General features: G+C 44.9%; 16 protein-coding genes and 1 tRNA gene. 15 read left to right on the forward strand and 2 right to left on the reverse strand.

Annotation, left to right across the window (positions count from 1 at the left end; genetic code table 11):
- The first annotated feature begins 30 nt into the window (after positions 1-30).
- The 3 genes from CWE08_RS03380 to CWE08_RS03390 are packed head-to-tail and all read left to right on the forward strand — an operon-like array spanning position 31 to position 6,510.
- Positions 31-2,730: an Ig-like domain-containing protein gene (locus CWE08_RS03380; RefSeq protein ID WP_126765646.1), complete on the forward strand. Its 2,700-nt coding sequence runs from the start codon at positions 31-33 to the stop codon at positions 2,728-2,730.
- Positions 2,693-5,425, forward strand: a complete 2,733-nt coding sequence (locus tag CWE08_RS03385) for a TonB-dependent receptor (RefSeq protein WP_126765648.1) — start codon at positions 2,693-2,695, stop codon at positions 5,423-5,425. The genes CWE08_RS03380 and CWE08_RS03385 overlap by 38 nt, the downstream gene beginning before the upstream one ends.
- Positions 5,419-6,510, forward strand: coding sequence for a cytochrome-c peroxidase (locus CWE08_RS03390; RefSeq protein ID WP_126765650.1), 1,092 nt, complete (start codon positions 5,419-5,421; stop codon positions 6,508-6,510). Before CWE08_RS03385 ends, CWE08_RS03390 begins: the two co-directional genes overlap by 7 nt.
- Before the next feature lie 42 nt (positions 6,511-6,552).
- On the opposite strand, the gene CWE08_RS03395 is transcribed toward CWE08_RS03390, so the two are convergent.
- Positions 6,553-7,755: a S41 family peptidase gene (locus tag CWE08_RS03395; protein WP_126765652.1), complete on the reverse strand. Its 1,203-nt coding sequence runs from the start codon at positions 7,753-7,755 to the stop codon at positions 6,553-6,555.
- A 136-nt stretch (positions 7,756-7,891) separates the two neighbouring features.
- Here CWE08_RS03395 and CWE08_RS03400 point away from each other — a divergent pair.
- From CWE08_RS03400 to CWE08_RS03440, 9 genes are all read left to right on the forward strand, one after another.
- A tRNA-Val gene (locus CWE08_RS03400) sits at positions 7,892-7,968 on the forward strand.
- Between the two features lie 163 nt (positions 7,969-8,131).
- Positions 8,132-8,677, forward strand: coding sequence for a DUF2058 domain-containing protein (locus CWE08_RS03405; protein ID WP_126765654.1), 546 nt, complete (start codon positions 8,132-8,134; stop codon positions 8,675-8,677).
- A 114-nt stretch (positions 8,678-8,791) separates the two neighbouring features.
- The gene (locus CWE08_RS03410) at positions 8,792-9,763 is read left to right on the forward strand and encodes a CsgG/HfaB family protein (protein WP_126765656.1); all 972 of its coding nucleotides are present in this window, start codon (positions 8,792-8,794) and stop codon (positions 9,761-9,763) included.
- Positions 9,760-10,089, forward strand: coding sequence for a hypothetical protein (locus CWE08_RS03415; RefSeq protein WP_126765657.1), 330 nt, complete (start codon positions 9,760-9,762; stop codon positions 10,087-10,089). Before CWE08_RS03410 ends, CWE08_RS03415 begins: the two co-directional genes overlap by 4 nt.
- Positions 10,089-10,442 (forward strand): DUF4810 domain-containing protein, encoded by a 354-nt coding sequence (locus CWE08_RS03420; protein WP_126765659.1) that lies wholly within the window; start codon positions 10,089-10,091, stop codon positions 10,440-10,442. The genes CWE08_RS03415 and CWE08_RS03420 overlap by 1 nt, the downstream gene beginning before the upstream one ends.
- On the forward strand, positions 10,439-11,116 hold the full coding sequence (locus CWE08_RS03425; protein ID WP_241973819.1) for a DUF799 domain-containing protein: 678 nt from the start codon (positions 10,439-10,441) through the stop codon (positions 11,114-11,116). The genes CWE08_RS03420 and CWE08_RS03425 overlap by 4 nt, the downstream gene beginning before the upstream one ends.
- A gap of 160 nt (positions 11,117-11,276) precedes the next feature.
- The gene (gene ppk1 / locus CWE08_RS03430) at positions 11,277-13,337 is read left to right on the forward strand and encodes a polyphosphate kinase 1 (protein ID WP_126765661.1); all 2,061 of its coding nucleotides are present in this window, start codon (positions 11,277-11,279) and stop codon (positions 13,335-13,337) included.
- Positions 13,338-13,347: 10 nt separating this feature from the next.
- A complete protein-coding gene (locus CWE08_RS03435; protein ID WP_126765663.1) occupies positions 13,348-14,889 on the forward strand; it encodes a Ppx/GppA phosphatase family protein in 1,542 nt (513 codons plus the stop codon).
- A 44-nt stretch (positions 14,890-14,933) separates the two neighbouring features.
- A complete protein-coding gene (locus CWE08_RS03440) occupies positions 14,934-16,256 on the forward strand; it encodes a DUF2254 domain-containing protein (RefSeq protein WP_126765665.1) in 1,323 nt (440 codons plus the stop codon).
- A gap of 74 nt (positions 16,257-16,330) precedes the next feature.
- Here CWE08_RS03440 and CWE08_RS03445 read toward each other — a convergent pair whose 3' ends face one another.
- On the reverse strand, positions 16,331-17,098 hold the full coding sequence (locus CWE08_RS03445; RefSeq protein ID WP_126765667.1) for an EAL domain-containing protein: 768 nt from the start codon (positions 17,096-17,098) through the stop codon (positions 16,331-16,333).
- A 280-nt stretch (positions 17,099-17,378) separates the two neighbouring features.
- Here CWE08_RS03445 and CWE08_RS03450 point away from each other — a divergent pair, with 280 nt between their 5' ends.
- The 3 genes from CWE08_RS03450 (at position 17,379) to ubiG (ending at position 19,869) form a co-directional block, all read left to right on the forward strand.
- On the forward strand, positions 17,379-18,674 hold the full coding sequence (locus tag CWE08_RS03450) for a sensor domain-containing diguanylate cyclase (protein ID WP_126765669.1): 1,296 nt from the start codon (positions 17,379-17,381) through the stop codon (positions 18,672-18,674).
- Between the two features lie 62 nt (positions 18,675-18,736).
- Complete coding sequence (locus tag CWE08_RS03455) at positions 18,737-18,979, forward strand: TIGR03643 family protein (RefSeq protein ID WP_126765671.1); 243 nt, start codon at positions 18,737-18,739, stop codon at positions 18,977-18,979.
- A gap of 83 nt (positions 18,980-19,062) precedes the next feature.
- Entirely contained in the window at positions 19,063-19,869 is an 807-nt protein-coding gene (gene ubiG, locus CWE08_RS03460; protein WP_126765673.1) for a bifunctional 2-polyprenyl-6-hydroxyphenol methylase/3-demethylubiquinol 3-O-methyltransferase UbiG, read from the forward strand.
- Positions 19,870-19,874: the final 5 nt, after the last annotated feature.

Below are 19,874 nucleotides of genomic sequence, written 5' to 3' on the forward strand. Positions count from 1 at the left end.
AATGATAACTATTATCAATTGGAGGTTGGAATGTTCTCGCAAAAGGTACGTATTTTTAGTGTTTTGGTTTTTTGCATATCGCTAGTAGCCTGTGGCGGAGGGGGTAGTGAAGGTGTAAATGAAGTTAATATCTCCGCTTCGCTTGATCAAGGTGAACAGTGGCAAGATAACCTTGAACTAGGAAATTTCGGAGCGATTATTCAATCGCCAACAAACGGCTCGCTTAACATTCAAGGCAACCAAGTAACCTATGTGCCTGAGCCATCCTTCCGGGGCAGCGATAACGCAAGCATTGAAGGTGATAATGTAATTTATCGGGTTAGTTTTACCGTAAACCCGGTTAACCAATCACCTGTGCTAGAAAATACTGAAATAGAGGTGATTGCCAGTAGAGAAATATTTGGAACTCTGGTTGTTTATGATCAAGACAACGACCCCATTGAATTCTCCTTAATAAGCGCTCCAGAAGCTGGCAACTTTTCTCTTGCCGACGATGGTACTTTCTCATACACCGTTGATGAACTGATTCTTCCGAACGCCCAGTTTACCGTAGCGATCAGCGATGGTGTAAACGCCGACGTTGTTGAGAATGTAGTGATGCTTCCAGCGTATCGCTCGAATGAAGAAAAAGCGGCTTACTACTACTTTTCAGAACATTCCCACCTTTTACAGAGCGAACGCCGTTTAGCCGCTTTGCAATCCGATGTTGATACCGAGATAGCCTATGGTGCAATCGCGCAGGGCTATGTGCTTGCCAGCATGGACCAGGAAGTTGAACGTATTCTAGCGAATAATATTAATAGCCAATCTGCGCTAGCCAGCAGCTATGCGGACATTGCGGAACTTTATGCCAGCAGAGATGAATTGCAGCTAGCATCAGAATTTCGAAGTAATGCCTTAACAACCCATGCCCGGATGGTTATCGATAACGGCATTGAAAACATGACAAATGCCGATGGCCAATTCTATTTAGGCTTACTGCGTGAGGCGCGGGAAAATAATGATGAAGAAACGGCAAGCAATATTGTTAATCAGATAAATCTTTATATCGATGCGCTTGGTGGTGGCGAATACAAAAACGCCATTGGTTTTATTGCCCAAGCAGCCCGCACCAACGCGGTAGCCCTTGTGGAAACATATCTACAAAGCAATGATGCAAATTTGTATACTCAAGCCCTACAAAACATTGACATCATGGCACGCGCCGGTGCTCAGGCGGGCTTTCAAGATTTAAGCAATCGGCCGCGGCATTTCCGTTTAGCACCTTTGTATAGTGTTTGGGCGGCTGAGCAATATTTCTACATTGGCGAACTCGAGAAAGCCAAAACTCAGTTAGCCTTTAGCTTGTCTTATTATGGCGATGTGGACTACGACCCGGCGAATAGCTTTCCTGCGCAGCCATATGCAGAGGCCACATTAGAACAATACACAGCACCGCTTCGAGACGCGGCAGTAATGTTTTCCGTGCTGTACCCTGAAGCAGACAACTATCCCTTAGCGCTTCTTGAAGCGAATGGCAATGCCGTTGCCTTTGCTCGAGCGCTCGACGATATCGAGGGTATGTCGTTCTTTCTGCGAATTCTGAATGATGGCACGGGCACCAACAGTGTGGAAAACGTGATTGATGAGCTTCTCGTATTCCATGCTGGTAATCCGCGTACGCAGGTTTCAGAAATTATTGAAGTATCGCCACAATTTCCAAAATTAGCATCTCTGCTTTGGCGCTTTGGTTTATACGATGAGGCTCTGTACGCCTACGATCGAGCGTTTACGCTTATGCTATCGGACGAATACATCGAACAAAATGGCAGCGTGCCGCGATTCTTAACCGGCAACAGCGGTTGTTTCCGCGCGGTAAATCGACTTTTGGGCATTGGTGAACAAGAGCGCGCCCAACAAGGCGCCCTTCAGTGTGAAAGCCTCTTGGCTGAGGCCACCGCCGGCGCGTTTGAAAATACAACGAACATTATAAAAATGCATCTTGCTGTTCAGCAACCGCAACGCGCAGAGGTTTTATTTCAGCAAGCTGAATTTGTTTTAAATGATGAAATTGAAAGCGAGTTTGATGCTGCAAATCGTTGGTTGGATTTAGCGCGAAGCGCAGTAAATGCTCGTCTTTATGAGCGTGGTCAGAATTACTTTAATCAGGGTTTTGATGAACTTAATAGTGTGCAAACGTCAGCGATTGACGATATTTCCAGCACGCTTGAGGCCATTGAACAAATCACCGGCTGGCAGGAAGCAACTGTTTATACTCCGGCGCGTTCTCTTTTCGTGGAATTGCGCAGCCATGCATACAACGAACTCAATTATTCTCAGTGGCTGCAAAATATTACATCTTCAGTACAGGGATTACTAACTGAGATAGCGGGAACGGTAACAAGCTTGCCCCTACCAGAGCAAGATGAGCTCGTTGAAGAATTAACGGAAGCTTTGGCTCTAGCTCGCCTTTATCGCACCGCTGAGAACACACTGCAATCTCTGAGTATTGGTGACGTAGAACGCTTACAAAACCTTACTTTAATTTCAAGCATTCAAGCGATCCAAGATGATTTTCCAGCAAGTGCAATTGCTACGGTAGATTCCGATAGCGATGGCCGCGCAAATTTCTATGCGATTGCAGCATCTACCGCGCAACTTGCTGAAACTGATATTCAACTTGATGATGACGCCGATGGCGATGGAGTAATTGATGAAGAAGATCCACAACCGCTTGGCTCTGCGCTTTAAAATCTGCTGGCCAATTGCATTCATCATTGCTTTGCCGGTGCCCTTCGGGGCATTGGCTACTGCTGCTGATGAACAAAATTCTGGGCCGCAGGCAAACTCTGAATCACAGCAAAGCCAAACTTTAAACAGAGATACAGAAAGCAATGTTGAGCAAGCTCGTGATCGCACTAATATTGAGCGCATTCAAGTTTACGGCCGCCGATGGTTACCGCAAACAACCAGTGCTCAGGGTAGTTTCACGTTAAATCGCGAGTTTCTTGATAACGCACTGAAAGGGAATGGAAATATAACTGATATGCTGTTATTTCTTCCCGGTGTACAGGGCTCAGAATCGGCATTGAGTGCTAGTGAACAAGCAGAAATACGCAGCCAGTTACTCTCAATATCCGGAGCTCAACCCTGGCACACCGCTTTTATGTTGGATGGGGTGAACAATAACTCGTATCTTGATCCGGGTAGTAGTGGCCGTTCGCCCACAGCGATTAATGATGTGCAGGGGCACCCAGAAGCTACCTTTGTAAATCAGGAGTTGGTTGGCAGTGTTACGCTTTACGATAGTAATATTCCGGCACGATATGGGGCTTTTAATGGTGGTGTGGTAGACATGCAACTGCGGGAACCGCGATTAAGCCCGAGTTTCACCTTGAATTATCGGCGTTCTCACAGTGACTGGGGTAGTTATCACCTACTTGATTTGCGGGAATACAATGAGGATGCCGAGGCTGAAGCTTTAGATGTTGATTGGCCGGAACAGCCAAATTTTGATAAGGAAAGCTTAAGCTTTAGCGCCAGTAGAGAAATATCGGATAATCAAGCGGTTACTGTTTCAGTAGCACGGACAACTTCAACGATAACCGATATTTCGTTGCAAGATGCGGTGCAAACCAAGCGTGAATCAATCAGTACCGCAATTACTTATCAACTCGATGATATTGTTTTTGATCGTATCCGGCTGAATGCGGGATATTCTCCCTACACTGGGCGTCACATCATTACCAATGTTCGTGACTCGGAATTTGATTTAGAAGGCGGTGGAGCGAAACTTAGCCTCAAATTAGAAAATGAGCTTTGGGATGGTGATTGGAGTGCATTATTTTCTTGGTCGCAGAGTGAAAATAGCCGCACAGCCCCCAATTTGTTTTTACCCTGGATTCGAGCTCAAGGGAAATCATGGGGTATCGATAGCGGACAACCCCCATTAAGTGTAGAGGGCGGATACGGTGATCTCGATAAAACACAAACATCATGGTCGATGAACACGGATTACCAACGCTTTTTAGGAGAGTGGTTAGGCGCACTGCATAGTGTCGATGTTGGCGTTTCAGCAACGCAGCTCGATTTGCAACGAGAGCGGCCTAATACAGCGGCTACATATTCGTCAGCATGGCGTGATGCAAATATCCAGTGTAACGGGCAAACAATTGATTGTGTTGAACAAACATATCAGATACCGCTAGCTGAGCTAGAGGTGATGCTGGGTGGCAGTATTGATTTCAGTAATCCGGAGCATGTGCAAGCATACGCGGATAACTTGATTACACGTGGCCAGTTTTTCCGCTATCGCCGTTTATATTTGGCAGAAGATATTGCGGTCAGCTTGCAAAAAGCTAGTGTTTACGGTGAGTATTCATTGGATTGGCCACGCCTAAAACTTACGTTGGGTTTTCGTGCCGACCACGATGATTTTCTCGAGAATTTAAATGTGGCTTATCGCAGCCGGATTGGGTTTGATGTGTTTGGGAATGATTCAACCGTTATTGTGGCAGGCTTAAATCGTTATTATGCTGCAAACCTAATTACCTATAAGTTGCGGGAAGAACAACGCCCATACATAACCCAATACAGAACGCTTAGCGGTGGAGTGGTTGGGCCGTGGGTAACGTCTTCCTCGGCGCCGCGTTTTCGTTATCGATTTGATGATGTGCGAACGCCTTACAGCGATGAGGCAACTTTGGGGATTAATCAATATCTAGGCCATAACGCAATCGTTTCGCTGAACTATGTGCAACGCCGAGGCTATGATCAGATTACGCGAGGGCCACAGCAAGTTATTGATGGGCTTACCTATTTGTTTCAAACAAATGAGGGCAGTAATCAGCATGATCGTATTTCGTTATCATATAACCAAGCGTGGGATAGGCATGCGCTAACATTTAATGTGAGTTACACGGAAAATGAATCCTCAGCTGAATCATACGATGGCACCGTAGTGGGCGTTCCAGAAGATGAGCTGGTAGTTGTTCGCTCCCTGAATGATCAGCTGCAACTTTTGAGTTTTGATGATCTGACTCGTAGGCAAATGGATTTTAGCCGCCCAGTTACTGCAAACCTAGTATGGAACGCTCGTTGGTTCGAAAATTTCTCTTCAACTCTAACTGCAAGCTACATGGGTAAATTTGATTCAATCATTGATACCGGGCTGTTGTATGAGTTTGAACGCGATGGCGCGCTGATTTGTGAAAATTGCGATATCAATGCGCTTACTTATCCTTTATTTCGGGAATATGAGCGGCCCGAACGCCTAGCATTTGATGGTCGATTCGAGTATCGCTTAACACTAGCTAATGAGTTAAGTGCAGCGATTAATTTCGAAGTTAGCAATTTATTAAACGAGCGCACCTACTTAGTATCTCCAGGCACGGCCGGTATTGAGGTTGGCCGTGAGTTTTGGCTGGGAGTAAATATTGCATGGTAAAGCGTTTTTACGCCTCAGCCGCGTTGGTTTGTTTAAGTGTTCTAGCGTGGTGCGCCGGGTTCGGTGTTGCCCCGAGTTTAGCAGCCGAGAGCGAGTTGACACAGCGCTACCTCGAACCCCAAAGCAAATGGCCTACACTTCATGAAAATGCTCATGCAGATGTGGCTGCACTGCCTGAACCTCTCGAAACTAATGCGGATATAGTGCAACTTGGGGAACAGTTATTCCACGATCCGGGTTTATCACGGGATGGGAGTGTGAGTTGTGCAAGTTGCCACAAAAGTTCAGCCCACTTTGCCGATACCGTGCGTATTTCGCCTGGAGTAGAAGGCAGAGAAGGGCGCAGAACATCACAAATGCTTCGGCTAGCAGGGCATTGGGATATTTTATTTTGGGATGGCCGAGTAGCGAATTTAGAAGCTTTAGTGGCACATCCGGTGCAAGATCCTATGGAAATGGATAGCACTATAGCTCACGTTGAGAGTTATGTAACTGCAAGTGATCGGTATTCGGAAATGTTTCAACATGTGTTTCAGCAACCGGCAACATGGAACCTTATTGCGGAAGCGATCGCGGAGTTTATGCGCGCGGTTGAACATCCACCCACGCGGTTCGATAAGTTCATGTACGCAGTAGCTGAAGGAGATAAAGTAGCGGCTGCTGAACAGTTAAATGCTGAGGAGCGGTTAGGCCTCCATTTGTTTCGAACAAAAGCGGGTTGTGTACAGTGCCATGCTGGCGATCTATTTTCAGATCAGCGCATGCACAACATTGGTTTGGCCTATTACGGCCGGAGCTTTGAGGATCTCGGCCATTATCAAATCAGTGGTAATCCAGCTCACGTAGGGGCATTTAGAACGCCTTCGTTGCGTTATGTTGGGGAGCGCGAACACTTAATGCACAATGGCCTTTTCAATGACTTGCTCGGCATTGTGCGCATGTATAGCCACGGTGGCGCTCGGCCAAAACCGCGAGGTGAGCAGGTAAATGATCCCTTATTTCCGGAAACATCAGAACTATTGCAGCCCTTTTCGTTGACGAAAGAGGAGGAGCAAGCGCTGGTGAAATTCTTGAATGCGCTGTGAGGCAGCGCATTCAAGGTGAAAATCAAGAACAATAGTTTTCATTTAGTTACTGAGCGCGGGATTGCGAATTCGAGATCGTGTTAAGGCTATTTCACGACTTTGTAGAGCATTTTCAGAAAGTACAGTGATAGAAACTTTAGAGCCCTCAGCGCCACGAAGATTATCTTGTACATAGGTGGAATCGTGAGCATCTGTTAACGCAACACCGTTAATAGCAAGAATGGTATCGCCTACTGTTATTCCGGCCCTCGATGCGCCACTTGGGTGAAATAATCCGTGAACTTGAAAGCGACCACGTATCTCATTGGGAAGCATAATGCCTATTCCTACAAACTCGGAAAGTGGTGCTGCAGCGGAAAAACGCTGACAAGCGGTATTGGCAACAGTTTGGTTATTCCACATACAAGAGGTTCCCAATAGCTGATTGTTGTTATAGGTGTAGAACCAGCCGTAAATAGCATTCTGGAAGGTGGTATACATGTTACTCATATTGCGCCCAGTGAAGGTTCGTACCCGCCGCATTTCATTATCATAGGGGCTATCCGTGATAGTTAAACTGTTGAATTGTGGAAACTCAGCGTAAGTCATTTGGGTCCCACTAATTTGGCCATTGTTAAACTCATAGCTTTGCGCAGACCAGCTGGTTTGATCGCTACCAAAATACTCTGATTGGCTGCGAACACTTGATATAGATTGCCATTGGCCGCGTTGGGTATTATTAACGAGTTCACCCTTGATGCGTGCTGTGTAAGTTGTATTTTGCTGCGTGTTACTTGCCAACATTGTATTCGTTGAATAGGAAACAATGGCTTCAAACGGGCCAGAGATCTCACCATTATTACACTCACCAGCAAGAAGGTGGACCTGAATTGGTGACATCGTCGTTCTTTGATTTAAACTTCTAGCCCCCATTCGTATGATGCTCTTGCTCACATTCATGGGTGCATTTTGCGATATGATGTAAGCGCTGTTTTGGTTAACTTCACAGGGCTGGGCATTACCTGTGTTGAAAGTTTGCGAATTGTTTGCCCAAGATTTGTAATGCGCAACCACATTCTGATAGTGGGCGGTTTCTTCGGTAGTTAGTGTAGGTTGTTCTTTTCCACCGGGAATGGAGGAATTAGCTGCATCAGCTAAACTTTGTAATGCGGCCCTTTGATACATCGGCCGAGTATCAACGCAACCCGATAAAGTAATAGCTAACACTGAAATAACGGCTAGGGCCGTAATAGTTGAGTTTTTCATTCTGGTTACTCTGTTATTAAGTTGTTTAATATATAGGCAAATCCTTTGATAAAAGCACGAAAAAATTAAAAATACTTGCAGCTTTTGAGGCAGAGCTCTATCATGCACACCGCCTACAATCCGGGCTTCAAAATGTGCGTCCTTAGCTCAGTTGGTTAGAGCACCACCTTGACATGGTGGGGGTCGGTGGTTCGAGTCCACTAGGACGCACCAATTCTTTACTTCCGTAAATCTCCTAGTATCCTACTTCATATATTTTCGCAGGCCCCTGTGTATTAATCTGTAGCGGCGGGCGACGTTTTTGAACTAGATAATTCTACTGAGTAGATTGCTTTCTGCTTAGTGTTTCGATCAATCTAATATTTGGCACAGATTTATGAAAAATGCATTGCAAGAACAGTTGTTAAAAGCCGGTTTGGCAGACGAAAAGAAGCTAAAAACCTTAAAGAAAGAGCGGCATAAACAGCGGAAGCAAGCGGGTAAAAAGCAAGTTATTGTTAATGAAGCAACGGTTTTAGCCGAGCAACAGCGATTAGAAAAAGTAGCTCGCGATAAAGAATTGAATCGTCAGCGGCAGGCGCAACTGCAAGAACGCGCAGTGGCAGCGCAAGTGCGCCAATTAATAACGGTTAACCGTATTAGCCACCAAGGTGAAGTAGCATTCAATTTTGCTGATGATAATCTGGTGAAGCGTTTATATGTAAATCAAAAAATACATAATGAGTTGAGTAAAGGCAAATTGGCTATTGTCCGTGACGATACCGGTTACGCATTGATTCCAACGCAAATAGCAGAAAAAATTCAACAGCGCATGCCCGATGTGATTGTTCTTATGAATAGCCAAGATGCCCCGAGCGATAAAACTGATGTAGATGACGACCCTTATGCGGATTACAAGATTCCAGATGATTTAATGTGGTGATAGGTTAATGAAAGTAAATTTGTTAAATATTTTAACAAATTAGTAGTATTTACGGCGTGCTCTGCTAGTATTCCTAACTCACAAAAAATAACAATTAAACTAAACGGAGTTAGTATGAAAACTAAATTCCTCGCGCTAGCAATAGCAGCCGCGATTTGTTCCGGCTGCGCATCTCAAGCCCCAGCTCCATCACCATCAAACTCACAAATTAGTGACCAACAGCAGTTGGAAGCTCAGCAGCAAATTCTTCAGCAAGCCCCAGAATCGGTGCAATTAAAGCGAAAAATAGCAGTGGGTCGGTTATCGAACGAAACCAATTACGGCCGCTCACTATTGAGGGGCGCCGATGAGGGGCTTTTCGATAATAAGATTGCTGATATGTTCAATCAAGCGATCGTGAACACGAATAATTTTTTAATCTTTGAGCGTCAAGATATTTCTCTCTTAGAAAATGAGGTTGCTTTGAATGACCGTGTTTCAGAGATGGTTGGTGTTGATACCCTAGTGATCGGCTCACTCACTGAATTTGGCCGTTCCACAACGGGTGAACGTGGTTTCTTATCGAGCAGTGCAAAACAAGAAGCAACTGCAACCGTTGATATTCGGTTAGTAGACGTTGCAACCGGACAGGTAATCGCGTCGGTTACCGGAACTGGCAGCTCTTCTAATGAACAATCTCGAACCATGGGGTTCGGCTCGGTATCTGGTTACGATGGCAGCCTGAATGACCAAGCCATTGGTGCCGCAGTGAATGCTGCTGTAGCAAAAATGTCGAGTTTATTGTTAGAGAATCCTTGGTCTGCCGATATTTTGGCAGTAGAGGAAGGAAATATTTATATTAGCGGCGGTGAAGCACAAGGAATCAAAATTGGGCAAACCTTCGCTGTAAAAACAAAGGGTAGACGTGTTAACTCAGGCACAACCGGCGCCATGATAACGTTGCCAGGATCAGAAGTAGCCAAGCTTGAAATTGCTGGTACTTTCGGCCGCACCGAGCTTGATCAAGGTTCGTTCGGAACGTTAACAGAAGGTTCAATTGATGGCTATGACATGGCAACCTTGGAAATTGTGGAGTTAGCAAAATGATTAAGTTCAAACATTTAGCGCTAGTAAGCGTGTTGTGCGTGGCCGCCAATGGTTGTGTATATCAGCCGAATCAAACAACGCAAGCGATTGATGATAGGCCGCAAGTGAGTATTGCTTGGAAGCATCGCTCAATAACGCCGGAAACCGCCTATCTTTATATCGATGGCCAAAACTTTGGAGCGGTATCTCAATTTCTTTATCCCAATAATTCAGTGGGTGTGTTAATTGGTGAGCACCTTGTTGAAGTGCGTGCAAATGGCAGTGTGATTTATTCGCAACAACAGTACTTTGGTGAGAAGCAAAGTTATACCGTGGAGATACGCTAATGAGCCAACTACGATTAATTTTACTGGCTTTAAGCTCACTCACTTTAGTGGCATGTGCCAGTAACCAAGGGCTTTATAATTGGGCGAATTATGAGGAAACTTTATTCGTTAACTATCATGAGCCCGCTGTAAAAGAACAAATGCTCGATGGATATCTTAATTATATCACTGCGTATGATACCCAAGGTAAACGTTTAGGCCCGGGGCTCTATGCCGAAGCAGGCACCTTTATGCTTGAACGTGGCGATTCGGAGAGTGCGATAAAATTCTATGAACTGGAACGCGATAACTGGCCAGAGAGTGAACTATTAATGAATACGTTAATTAAAAATCTGCAGGAGCGTGCACAGTGAGTTATGGAAAAGGAATTTTAGCGGCTCTTTTGGTTGTTGTTCTCGCTGGTTGCGTATCTACCGGGCCTGATACCGAGTTTTTACAACCGGTACATGAGCACAAACCGCGTTCGGTGTTAATTGTTCCAGTAAAGAATGAAACCATCGATGTTCAGGCTCCAACATCTGTATTAGCAACCTTACCAATGGTTTTAGCGGAGCGTGGCTATTACGCTTTTCCAGTGAATACGGTTAAAACATTGCTTGAGAACGAAGGCTATTATGAGGCAGCAGAAGTGCATAATGCACCGCCTGAGGCTTTGGCAAGCATGTTTGGCGCCGATACAATCCTGTACGTAACCATTCACGAGTGGGATGCAAAGTATATCATTCTCTCAACAACTACTACCGTTGATTTCGAATATCGGTTGGTAAATCATGATGGCACCGAACTTTGGCATGCGCGCAAATCATTGGCGTATAACCCAAACAATCAAAACAGCTCAGGAAATCCGTTAGTCGATTTATTTGCTATGGCGATTACGGCAGCTATCGAACGTGCTGCGCCTAATTACCTGCCACTTACGCGTACAGCAAATGCGGAAGCTTTTCGGAATGGTCAACGAGGCTTACCACCGGGCCCATACGATCCCTTGTACATCGAGTACTACAATGGCTTAGCTATTAACGAGTAAACTACAGTACTAAACAAATTCAAACCGAGATTCGTCTCGGTTTCTTTGTTTCTGGCTGTCATGTTTTTGTCATGAAATGGCTATAGTTTAGCAATATATTTATAAGAAGTGCCCGAAGATCTCATAGGTGTTCCGGATTGTTAGGCTAGAGGGTTATCCGTTGAAGTTTTTTGCGAAAGAATTGAGTTGGTTGGCGTTTAATGAGCGCGTATTGCAGGAAGCAGCCGACAAATCAGTGCCTGTGATTGAGCGTGTGCGCTTTTTAGGTATCTTTTCTAGCAACATGGATGAATTTTTTCAGGTTCGTGTGGCTGATGTGCGGCGCAAGATCTTCTTTGCCAAAGATAATGAAGAAAAAGAAGCCGCACAGCGCTTACTGAGGCAAATTCAAGATAAAGTTATTGCCTTGCAGCTAAAGTTTGATGAAATTCAGAATGAAGTTGTTATCGCCTTAGCGCGGAAAAATATTTTTATCATCAACGAACAGCAACTTACTGACGCTCAGCGTGATTGGGTTGTTTCTTACTTCCACGACAAGATTAAGCGATACATTGTGCCGCTTATCATTTCCCCAAAATCGAACCTGTTAAAACATTTAAAAGAAGATCGTATTTATTTCGGTGTGGAACTGCAGATGGCGAATGAGCTACTTTATGCGGCTGTTGAAGTGCCCACGGAAGAAGTTCCCCGCTTTGTGCGTTTACCCCATCAAAAAAGTAAGCGGCGCAAAGATGTGATTCTTCTCGATAATATTATTGCTATGTGCCTCGGGCAAGTTTTGCATTTAATGTTTGATTGCGCCGATATTCGTTCGTATTCCTTTAAACTTACTCGAGATGCCGATTATCGGCTTCCACACGACATTGACCAGGGTTTGTTGGAGCGAATGGAAGAGGGCATTAAACAACGCGAACAGGCTGATCCTGTGCGCTTAGTTTACGATAGGGCGATGCCAGAAGCGATGTTGAAGTTCCTGTGCAAGAAACTCCACATGAACGAGTATGATTCTCGAGTGGCTGGTGGGAGTTACCGCAATACCCGTGATTACCAAAAGTTCCCAAATTTTGGCCGCAAAAGCCTAGCGTATCCGCCCATGCCTGCGATCGAGCACCCGCGATTTTTGCGCGATAGTAATGTGTTTGAAGTGATTGCGAAACGTGATGTATTACTCTATTTCCCGTACCATAAATTTGCGCATGTAACGGAGATTTTGCGGCAAGCAGCCTATGATCCTGCTGTGCGCAAGATACAAATTTGCGTTTATCGCGTGGCCCCGAACTCGCGAATTATGCGTTCGCTGATGGAAGCGGTTCACAACAATAAACACGTTAAGGTTACGATTGAACTACAAGCTCGGTTTGATGAGGAAGCGAATATTGAACTTGCCAAAGAACTCACCGATGCAGGCGTGCATGTAGTGTTTGGCATTTCGGGTTTGAAGGTGCATGCAAAATTATTTTTGATTCATCGCGAGGAGGCATCGGGCGTTCGCCGTTATGCCTATATTGGCACTGGCAACTTCAATGAGAAAACGGCGAAGGTGTATACGGATTTTGCGTTAATGACCGCGAGCCCCGAAATTTGTAGTGACGTTGAGAACGTTTTTACCTACTTAGATACGCCTTACTTACGGCCAAACCTTAATAAGTTAATGGTTTCCCCAGTGAATTTGCGAGAACGCTTCGTAGCTCTGTTGGAGGTCGAAATTGCAAATGCGCAGCAAGGCAAGCGAGCCGAGTTATTGGTGAAAGTGAATAATTTGGTGGATGAAGCCATTATTGTTCAGCTATACCGGGCTAGCCGGATGGGCGTTAAGATTCGCTGTATTGTTCGTGGTATGTGCTCTTTAAGAGCTGGCGTACCGGGCCTAAGTGAAAATATTGAAGTGCGTAGTATCGTTGATCGATTTTTGGAACATCCGCGCGTATATTGGTTTTATCAGGATGGGGCGAACAAGGTGTTTATGTCGTCTGCGGATCTAATGACTCGAAATATTGATCATCGCGTGGAAGTTGCGTGCCCGCTCGAGGATCCGGAATGTAAACAACAAGTAATGGACATTATGCAGCTACAGTGGAAAGATAACTGCAAGGCTCGATTGATTGATGCAGACCAACGCAACGAGTACGTAAACCGTGGCAACAAGAAAAAAGTGCGCAGCCAAGTGGAGATTTTGAATTATTTGCTGGCACACGCTCGTAGCAGCAATTCTCCAGAATAGGCCCATCTTTATGGTTAAACCCTCAGATCCAACATTCACGGCGGCAACCGAAGAGCCCCCGCAATTTGCTACTTTGGATTTAGGCTCAAACTCTTTTCACTTGTTAACGGCGCGGCTCGATAAGGGCACTATGCTTCCGGTGTTGCGTTTCAAAGAAAAAGTTCAGCTCGCCGCGGGCCTAAAAGCTCCCGGGATTCTCACCGAAGAGGCCATAGAGAAAGCGGTTTTAGCTCTACAAGGTTGCGCTCAGCGCTTGCAAGGGTTTAGCCCAGAACAAGTTCGTGTTGTAGCAACGCATACGCTACGTATTGCCCAGAATAGTGATATTTTGTTGAATCGCGCTAAGGCTATTTTCCCGTTCCCTATCGAAATTATCTCGGGGCACGAAGAAGCTCGCTTGATTTACCATGGTGTGGCGCAAACTACAGCAATGGATAATAGCCGGTTTATTATCGATATCGGTGGGGGCAGTACCGAGCTTGCTGCGGGCCATAAGGTTTATCCGAAAATGGTGGCTTCTGTGAGTATGGGCTGTATTTCCTATACGGAACATTTTTTTTCGGCCGGTAAGCTGAGCCGTAAGCGCTTCGATAAAGCTATTATTTCAGCCCGGCGAGAACTTGAGGCTATGCAAGCGGATTTCCGCCCTTTCGCACTAGAGAAAGTGTATGGCACCTCGGGCACTATTAAAGCGCTGAGTACTTGGTGTGCTGCTCGGTTTGGTAATGCTGCCGACATGATTGAATTGCCGCAATTACATATCTTGATTGAATCGTTGATTGCGGCAAAAAATATTGCCGAAATTGATCTCAACACCCCGGAATTCGTTGGCTTAGAAATGGATAGATTGGCCATTATTCCCGGTGGTATCGCCGTTTTGATTGCCGTTATGGAAGAATTAGGTATACGGCAAATTCATGCTCATGATGCCGCGTTGCGAGAGGGGGTGTTGTATCAATTAGCTGAGCAAGTGTTGGAACACAAAGATGTTCAGCAGCGCACTATTGATAGTTTGGCGCTTCGCTATGGCGTAGATACAGAGCAAGCGGCTAGGGTGCAAGCAACCGCACTTGAGCTTTTGGCTGCGGTGAAACAAGAATGGCAGTTGAAAGGAAAGGTATTTCGCCGCTTATTGAGTTGGGCGGCCTTACTTCATGAAATAGGATTTCACATTAACTTCAGTAGCCGACATAAACACGCAGGCTATATTTTGCAGCATACGGATATGCCCGGCTTCAACCGCGAGGAGCAGCAGGCTACTGCGCTATTAGCCCGTTACTTTCGCAAGAAAATTGATGCGAGCGCATTTCCACCTTTTACCCTGTTTGAGACCTCTAAAGTTTTAGCATTGCTCGTGCTACTGCGTTTAGCGGTTGTATTTAACAATGATCGGCAACATTTATCGCCAATCACCCGTATTGCTGTAAATGGCGCCACTTTGCGTATTTCCTTAACCGATATTGCTCTCGCCGACAAAGTGCTCATGGAGGATTTAGAATTTGAGCGGCGGCAATTCGCCAAACTGGGTATTTTCCTTTATGTTGGTGAATGAAAATAACATGTGATTCGGGTTAAACAATCATTGAGGGAACGATAATGCTGAACAGAATGTATCATGTGTGGTTGGATGTACGAGCGAGCTTCTGGTTTTTACCCAGCATAATAGTGCTTACCTCAGTAGTGCTTGCTTTTTCCTTGATTGAACTTGAAGAGCTAACTGCAGCTCAGTTCTTTGAGAACTGGCCACGGGCATTTGGCTCAAGCATTGATGGTTCTCGGAGCTTGCTCTCTACTATCGCGACAACCACAATCACGGTTACTGGCGTGGTTTTCTCGAGCACACTAGTGGCTTTAAGCTTAGCTTCTAGCCAATATTCATCACGTATTCTGCGCAACTTTATGAGCGATAAAGGCACTCAGATTTCACTTGGGGCGTTTTTAGGGATTTTCTCTTATTGTTTGATTGTTTTAAAAACAATCGGGGGCGAAGATGCCTTTGTTCCTTCTTTAGCGGTGTTGATGGGGCTGTTGCTTGGCTTTGTGGGTATTGGTGTGTTCATTTTCTTTATTCACCATATCGCACGCTCTATTCAAGCGAACCACATTTTGGCTGAGGTAGCAGTGGAAACCATTTGTGCTATTGAGAATCTGTATCCTAAGATAAGCCAGAGTTCAGATGAAGCAAAAGAAGAACAACCTTATTCTAACGCCGACATTGAAGCCACATTGCAGGGAACTGAGCGCTTCTGGCACCCGATTGTTGCGGACAAATCCGGTTATATTCAAAGCCTAGATACTTCTAATTTAGTTGCTTTTGCTGAGAAAAAAGGCGGTATTATCAGAGTGCAGGAAAGAGTAGGTGAATTTGCTGTTGCTGATGTTGAAGTTTTATCTGTGTATGGATTTCTACCAACCGCTGAAGAACAAAAAACCTTGGCAAATATGGTGGCTATTGGGCGGCAACGCACGGTTGAACAGGATATTACCTTCGGCATTCGGCAGTTAGTAGATGTTGCATTGCGGGCACTTTCGCCAGGAATTAATGATTCGACCACTGGGATCATGTGCATTGATCAACTGGTGGCGATCTTTGCAGTATTGAATAAGTATCAAGTTAAATGTGCTTTTACTGGTGAAAGCAATGAGCTGCGCCTGTTACTCAAAGGCCCAAGCTATGAAGATTTGCTTTACTCAGCATTTGATCAGATACGACAAAATGCACGTGGCAATGTGTGGGTACTAAAGCGTTTGTTAACCGCTCTGCAAGTGATCGCGAGCACAACCCATGAACATTCGCGATTAGAAAGTATTCGATTGCAGCTTGCGGCGGTAGTTGAAGTAATTAATGAGAGTGATGTCTCGAAACACGATAGGCTTATGTTGGCCGAAGCAGCAAAGGATATCACGCGAGTGGTTTAAATGATTAATTGGTATTTGCGGTTACAGCAACGGCGAGCGTTCATTTAACTCGCCGTTGTTACTTAGCGTTGCCTTTAAAACGATTCGTAATCAATTTCCGGTAAACATTCAAAGCCAGGCTTTGCGAAATAGTAGCCTTGCATTAATTCAACACCGCGTGATTTAAAGTAGTTAAGTTCTTCTATTTTTTCTATCCCTTCGGCAAGCGGCGTGATGCCTAATCGCATGCACATGGTGATGAGGGAATCAGCAATGATTTGTTTAACTGTAATTTCGTGGACATCACGAACAAGCTCCATATCGAATTTCATGATGCGTGGCTGAAAACTCGATAAAAGATTCAAGCCAGCGTGGCCAGCGCCGAAATCATCAATTGCGGTAACGAAACCTTGCTCAGCATAGTGTTTAAAAATCTTCGTGAGGTGATCAGGGTTATGAACTTGTTCCGATTCGGTAATTTCAAACATTAAATTTTCGATCGGGAAATTACTCTCTTTCGCTGCTTGCAGTGTGCTCCGAATACAATGAGCAGGCTCATAAACCGCATTTGGCAGAAAGTTTATGCTTAACACTGAATCGAGTTTAAGTTTACTGGCTAATCGAATGGCGGTAACTCGGCACGCTTGATCGAACATATAGCGGTTATCATCGGTTACTTGGCTAAGTATCGACCAAGCTGAGCTTCCATCGCAACCGCGCACTAGTGCTTCATAACCGAAAAGGGATTTGGAGCCAACGTTCACGATAGGCTGAAATGCAAATGTAAAATTAAAGGGCAGATCTACGGCACACTTGGTGCAGCCAATAACGGGCGACATGTCTTCTGGAAAAATAGTTTGCATTCGTTTCACCTAGCAGAGCGTTTTAATATCATTTGTTCAGAGAATACCTGAATTGATGTGGATGTAACAGGCTTGAGCTTTTTTATATTAGTAACGCATTATATACACGTATTAGGCCTCGCTGGTGTAGCTAAATCGCGTTGAACTCTCGCGATAAGGTTTTAGAGGCGTGAGTAATGTTATCGGCTTTATTTCATGAAACTTCAGTGTAAAGTGCGAAAAAGTATTCTAAACTGGCAAAATATTTGATTTATATATTTTTTAAAGGCCACCAAAACGGATGAGCGATATTTTCTTGTTAAATGAAAATTCGAGTGAAGCTGAAAAACGTAATCTGAGCCGTTTAGTGAACACCGCTGTTGAGCAGTCGTTCAATGGTGTGTTGATCACCGATGCTAAACTGGGGCCTGATGGCCAGAAAATTTTATTCGCCAATTCTGCCTTTGCGAAAATGACAGGTTACAGCCAAACCGAACTGATGGGAAAGACGCCACGAATTCTACAGGGCCCGAAAACGGATTGGAACGTGATTGCCGAGCTACGGAAAGCCTTAGCTGCTGGCGAGCACTTCACTGGTGTATCGGTTAACTATCGTAAAGACGGTACTTCGTATGATGTTGAATGGCGAATATCACCGGTGCGAAATGAATCAAACCAAATTAGCCACTTTATCTCGATTCAGCAAGATATCAGCGATTTAAAGCAATCGAATAAATCTGTTGCACTTCTCGCTGAGGCGCTCGATGCAGCTCAGGTAGCGATTATTATTGTTGATTTGAATGGCCGTATTGAATTTGCTAATCAAGGGTTTGAACAGCTTGTGGGCTATTCCTCGGAGGAGGCCAAAGGGCAGGATGCTCGGTTTATTAAAACTCGCCAAGGAAATGAGGAATATTACGCTAACCTGCTAATTAACTTAGAAAGAGACCATGTTCACGAAGCGCGCTCGATAAACCTCCATAAAAACGGACTACCCGTATATTGTGATGAGAAGATATCGCCTTTGCATAGTGATACTGGTGAAGTAACTCATTATGTAGCCGTGATGAAGAACGTTACCAAACAGATGTTGCGGGAAACTGAGCTGGAGGAACAGGCATCAACCGATCCATTGACCTCATTAGCAAATCGCAGAGCAGGGCAAGCTAAACTTGAAGCCGCTTATGAGATAGCCCTCGATACTGGCGAACCTTTTTGCGTAATTATGGCGGATATCGATCATTTTAAGCCTATCAATGATGACTATGGCCACCAACGAGGCGATGAGATTCTGCGTGAGATTTCGAAAGTAATTCTTCAGGGTATTCGCTCAAGCGATGTCGCCGTGCGCTGGGGCGGAGAGGAATTCCTAATTCTGCTACACAAGTGCACGAGCACTGATGTAGAAAAGCAGATTGATAGCTTGAGAGAGAAAATTGCTAAGATATCGTTCTCTGATGTTGGAACTGTAACCATGTCTTTTGGTATCGCCAGCTTCCGTAAAGGAGAAAAGCTCGAGGATTTAATTTCTCGGGCGGATAAAGCAATGTACGCCGCGAAAAAAGAAGGCAGAAATAAAGTAGTACTTGCTGAGTAATGAACCTTCATCGCCGTGTTTACGTAATCTGAGTTGCTCATCCTTATTACGGAATATCGGTTATGCAAGAACATGAAAAATCTCGGATTATAGAAATGGCTTGGGAAGATAGAACACCTTTCGAAGCCATTGAAGCAACCTTTGGCTACGCCGAAAAAGACGTGATCAAATTGATGCGCAGTAACTTAAAACCCTCCTCTTTTCGCCTTTGGCGTGAACGTGTTAGCGGCCGTAAAACTAAACATAAATCACTGCGTTCGCCGGATGTTTCGCGCGGCTATTGCCCCACGCAATATAAGCGTTGAACTCGCTACCCACTCACTTTATTTTCGAACAACGAATAAAAAGCGTTCAAATCACTCGTTTTTTTCTTTCTAAGGCGGCTCTAATGCTCGATAAAACTAAAAAAAACTATCTCTCAACAGCCGATACAAAGGTAGATTCATCATCCGGCGATAGAAACGAGAAGGCAAGAGGCGCATATGAATCGGAAGAACTGGCGAAGTTTGATGCACTTGCCGAAGAATGGTGGAATCCAACAAGTAAATTTAAAAGCGTGTTGGCGTTCAATGCGGTCAGAGTAGATGTAATTATTCAAGGTATTTGCCAGCACTTTCAACGAGATGCTGCCAAGCCAAATGCCCTCAAGGGGATCAGAATCTTAGATATTGGCTGCGGCGCTGGATTGATTTGCGAGCCATTGGCTGAACTTGGTGCGGAAGTTACCGGAATCGATGGTAGTGAGATGAATATTAAAGTTGCTACACAACATGCAAAAAGCTCTGGGCTCAGTATTAGCTACCAGCATGCGTTGGCAGAAGAGCTGGATAATTCTCAGTTATTTGATGTCGTGCTCAATACGGAAGTGATTGAGCATGTTATCGACCAAGACGCATTAGTTGAAACCTGTGCAAATTTAGTTGCTGAAAAGGGGATGTTAGTGATGGCTACCTTAGATCGCACGTTTAAATCTTTTGTGGTGGCTATTATCGGCGCTGAATATGTATTACGAATGCTCCCGCGAGGAACACATAATTGGCGCTTTTTTGTGAAGCCAAGGGAAATGGAACAAAAATTAGCCCAGCATCACTTTAAGCTCTTTATTCGCCGAGGGTTTGCTTTTAACCCGCTAACGCGGAAATGGCGTGTAGAAACAAAGCCGAATGTGAATTATATGCAGATGTTCTGTCGTTAATATAC

Origin of the sequence: Aliidiomarina iranensis (assembly GCF_003987135.1) — a bacterium.
Classification (GTDB): domain Bacteria; phylum Pseudomonadota; class Gammaproteobacteria; order Enterobacterales; family Alteromonadaceae; genus Aliidiomarina; species Aliidiomarina iranensis.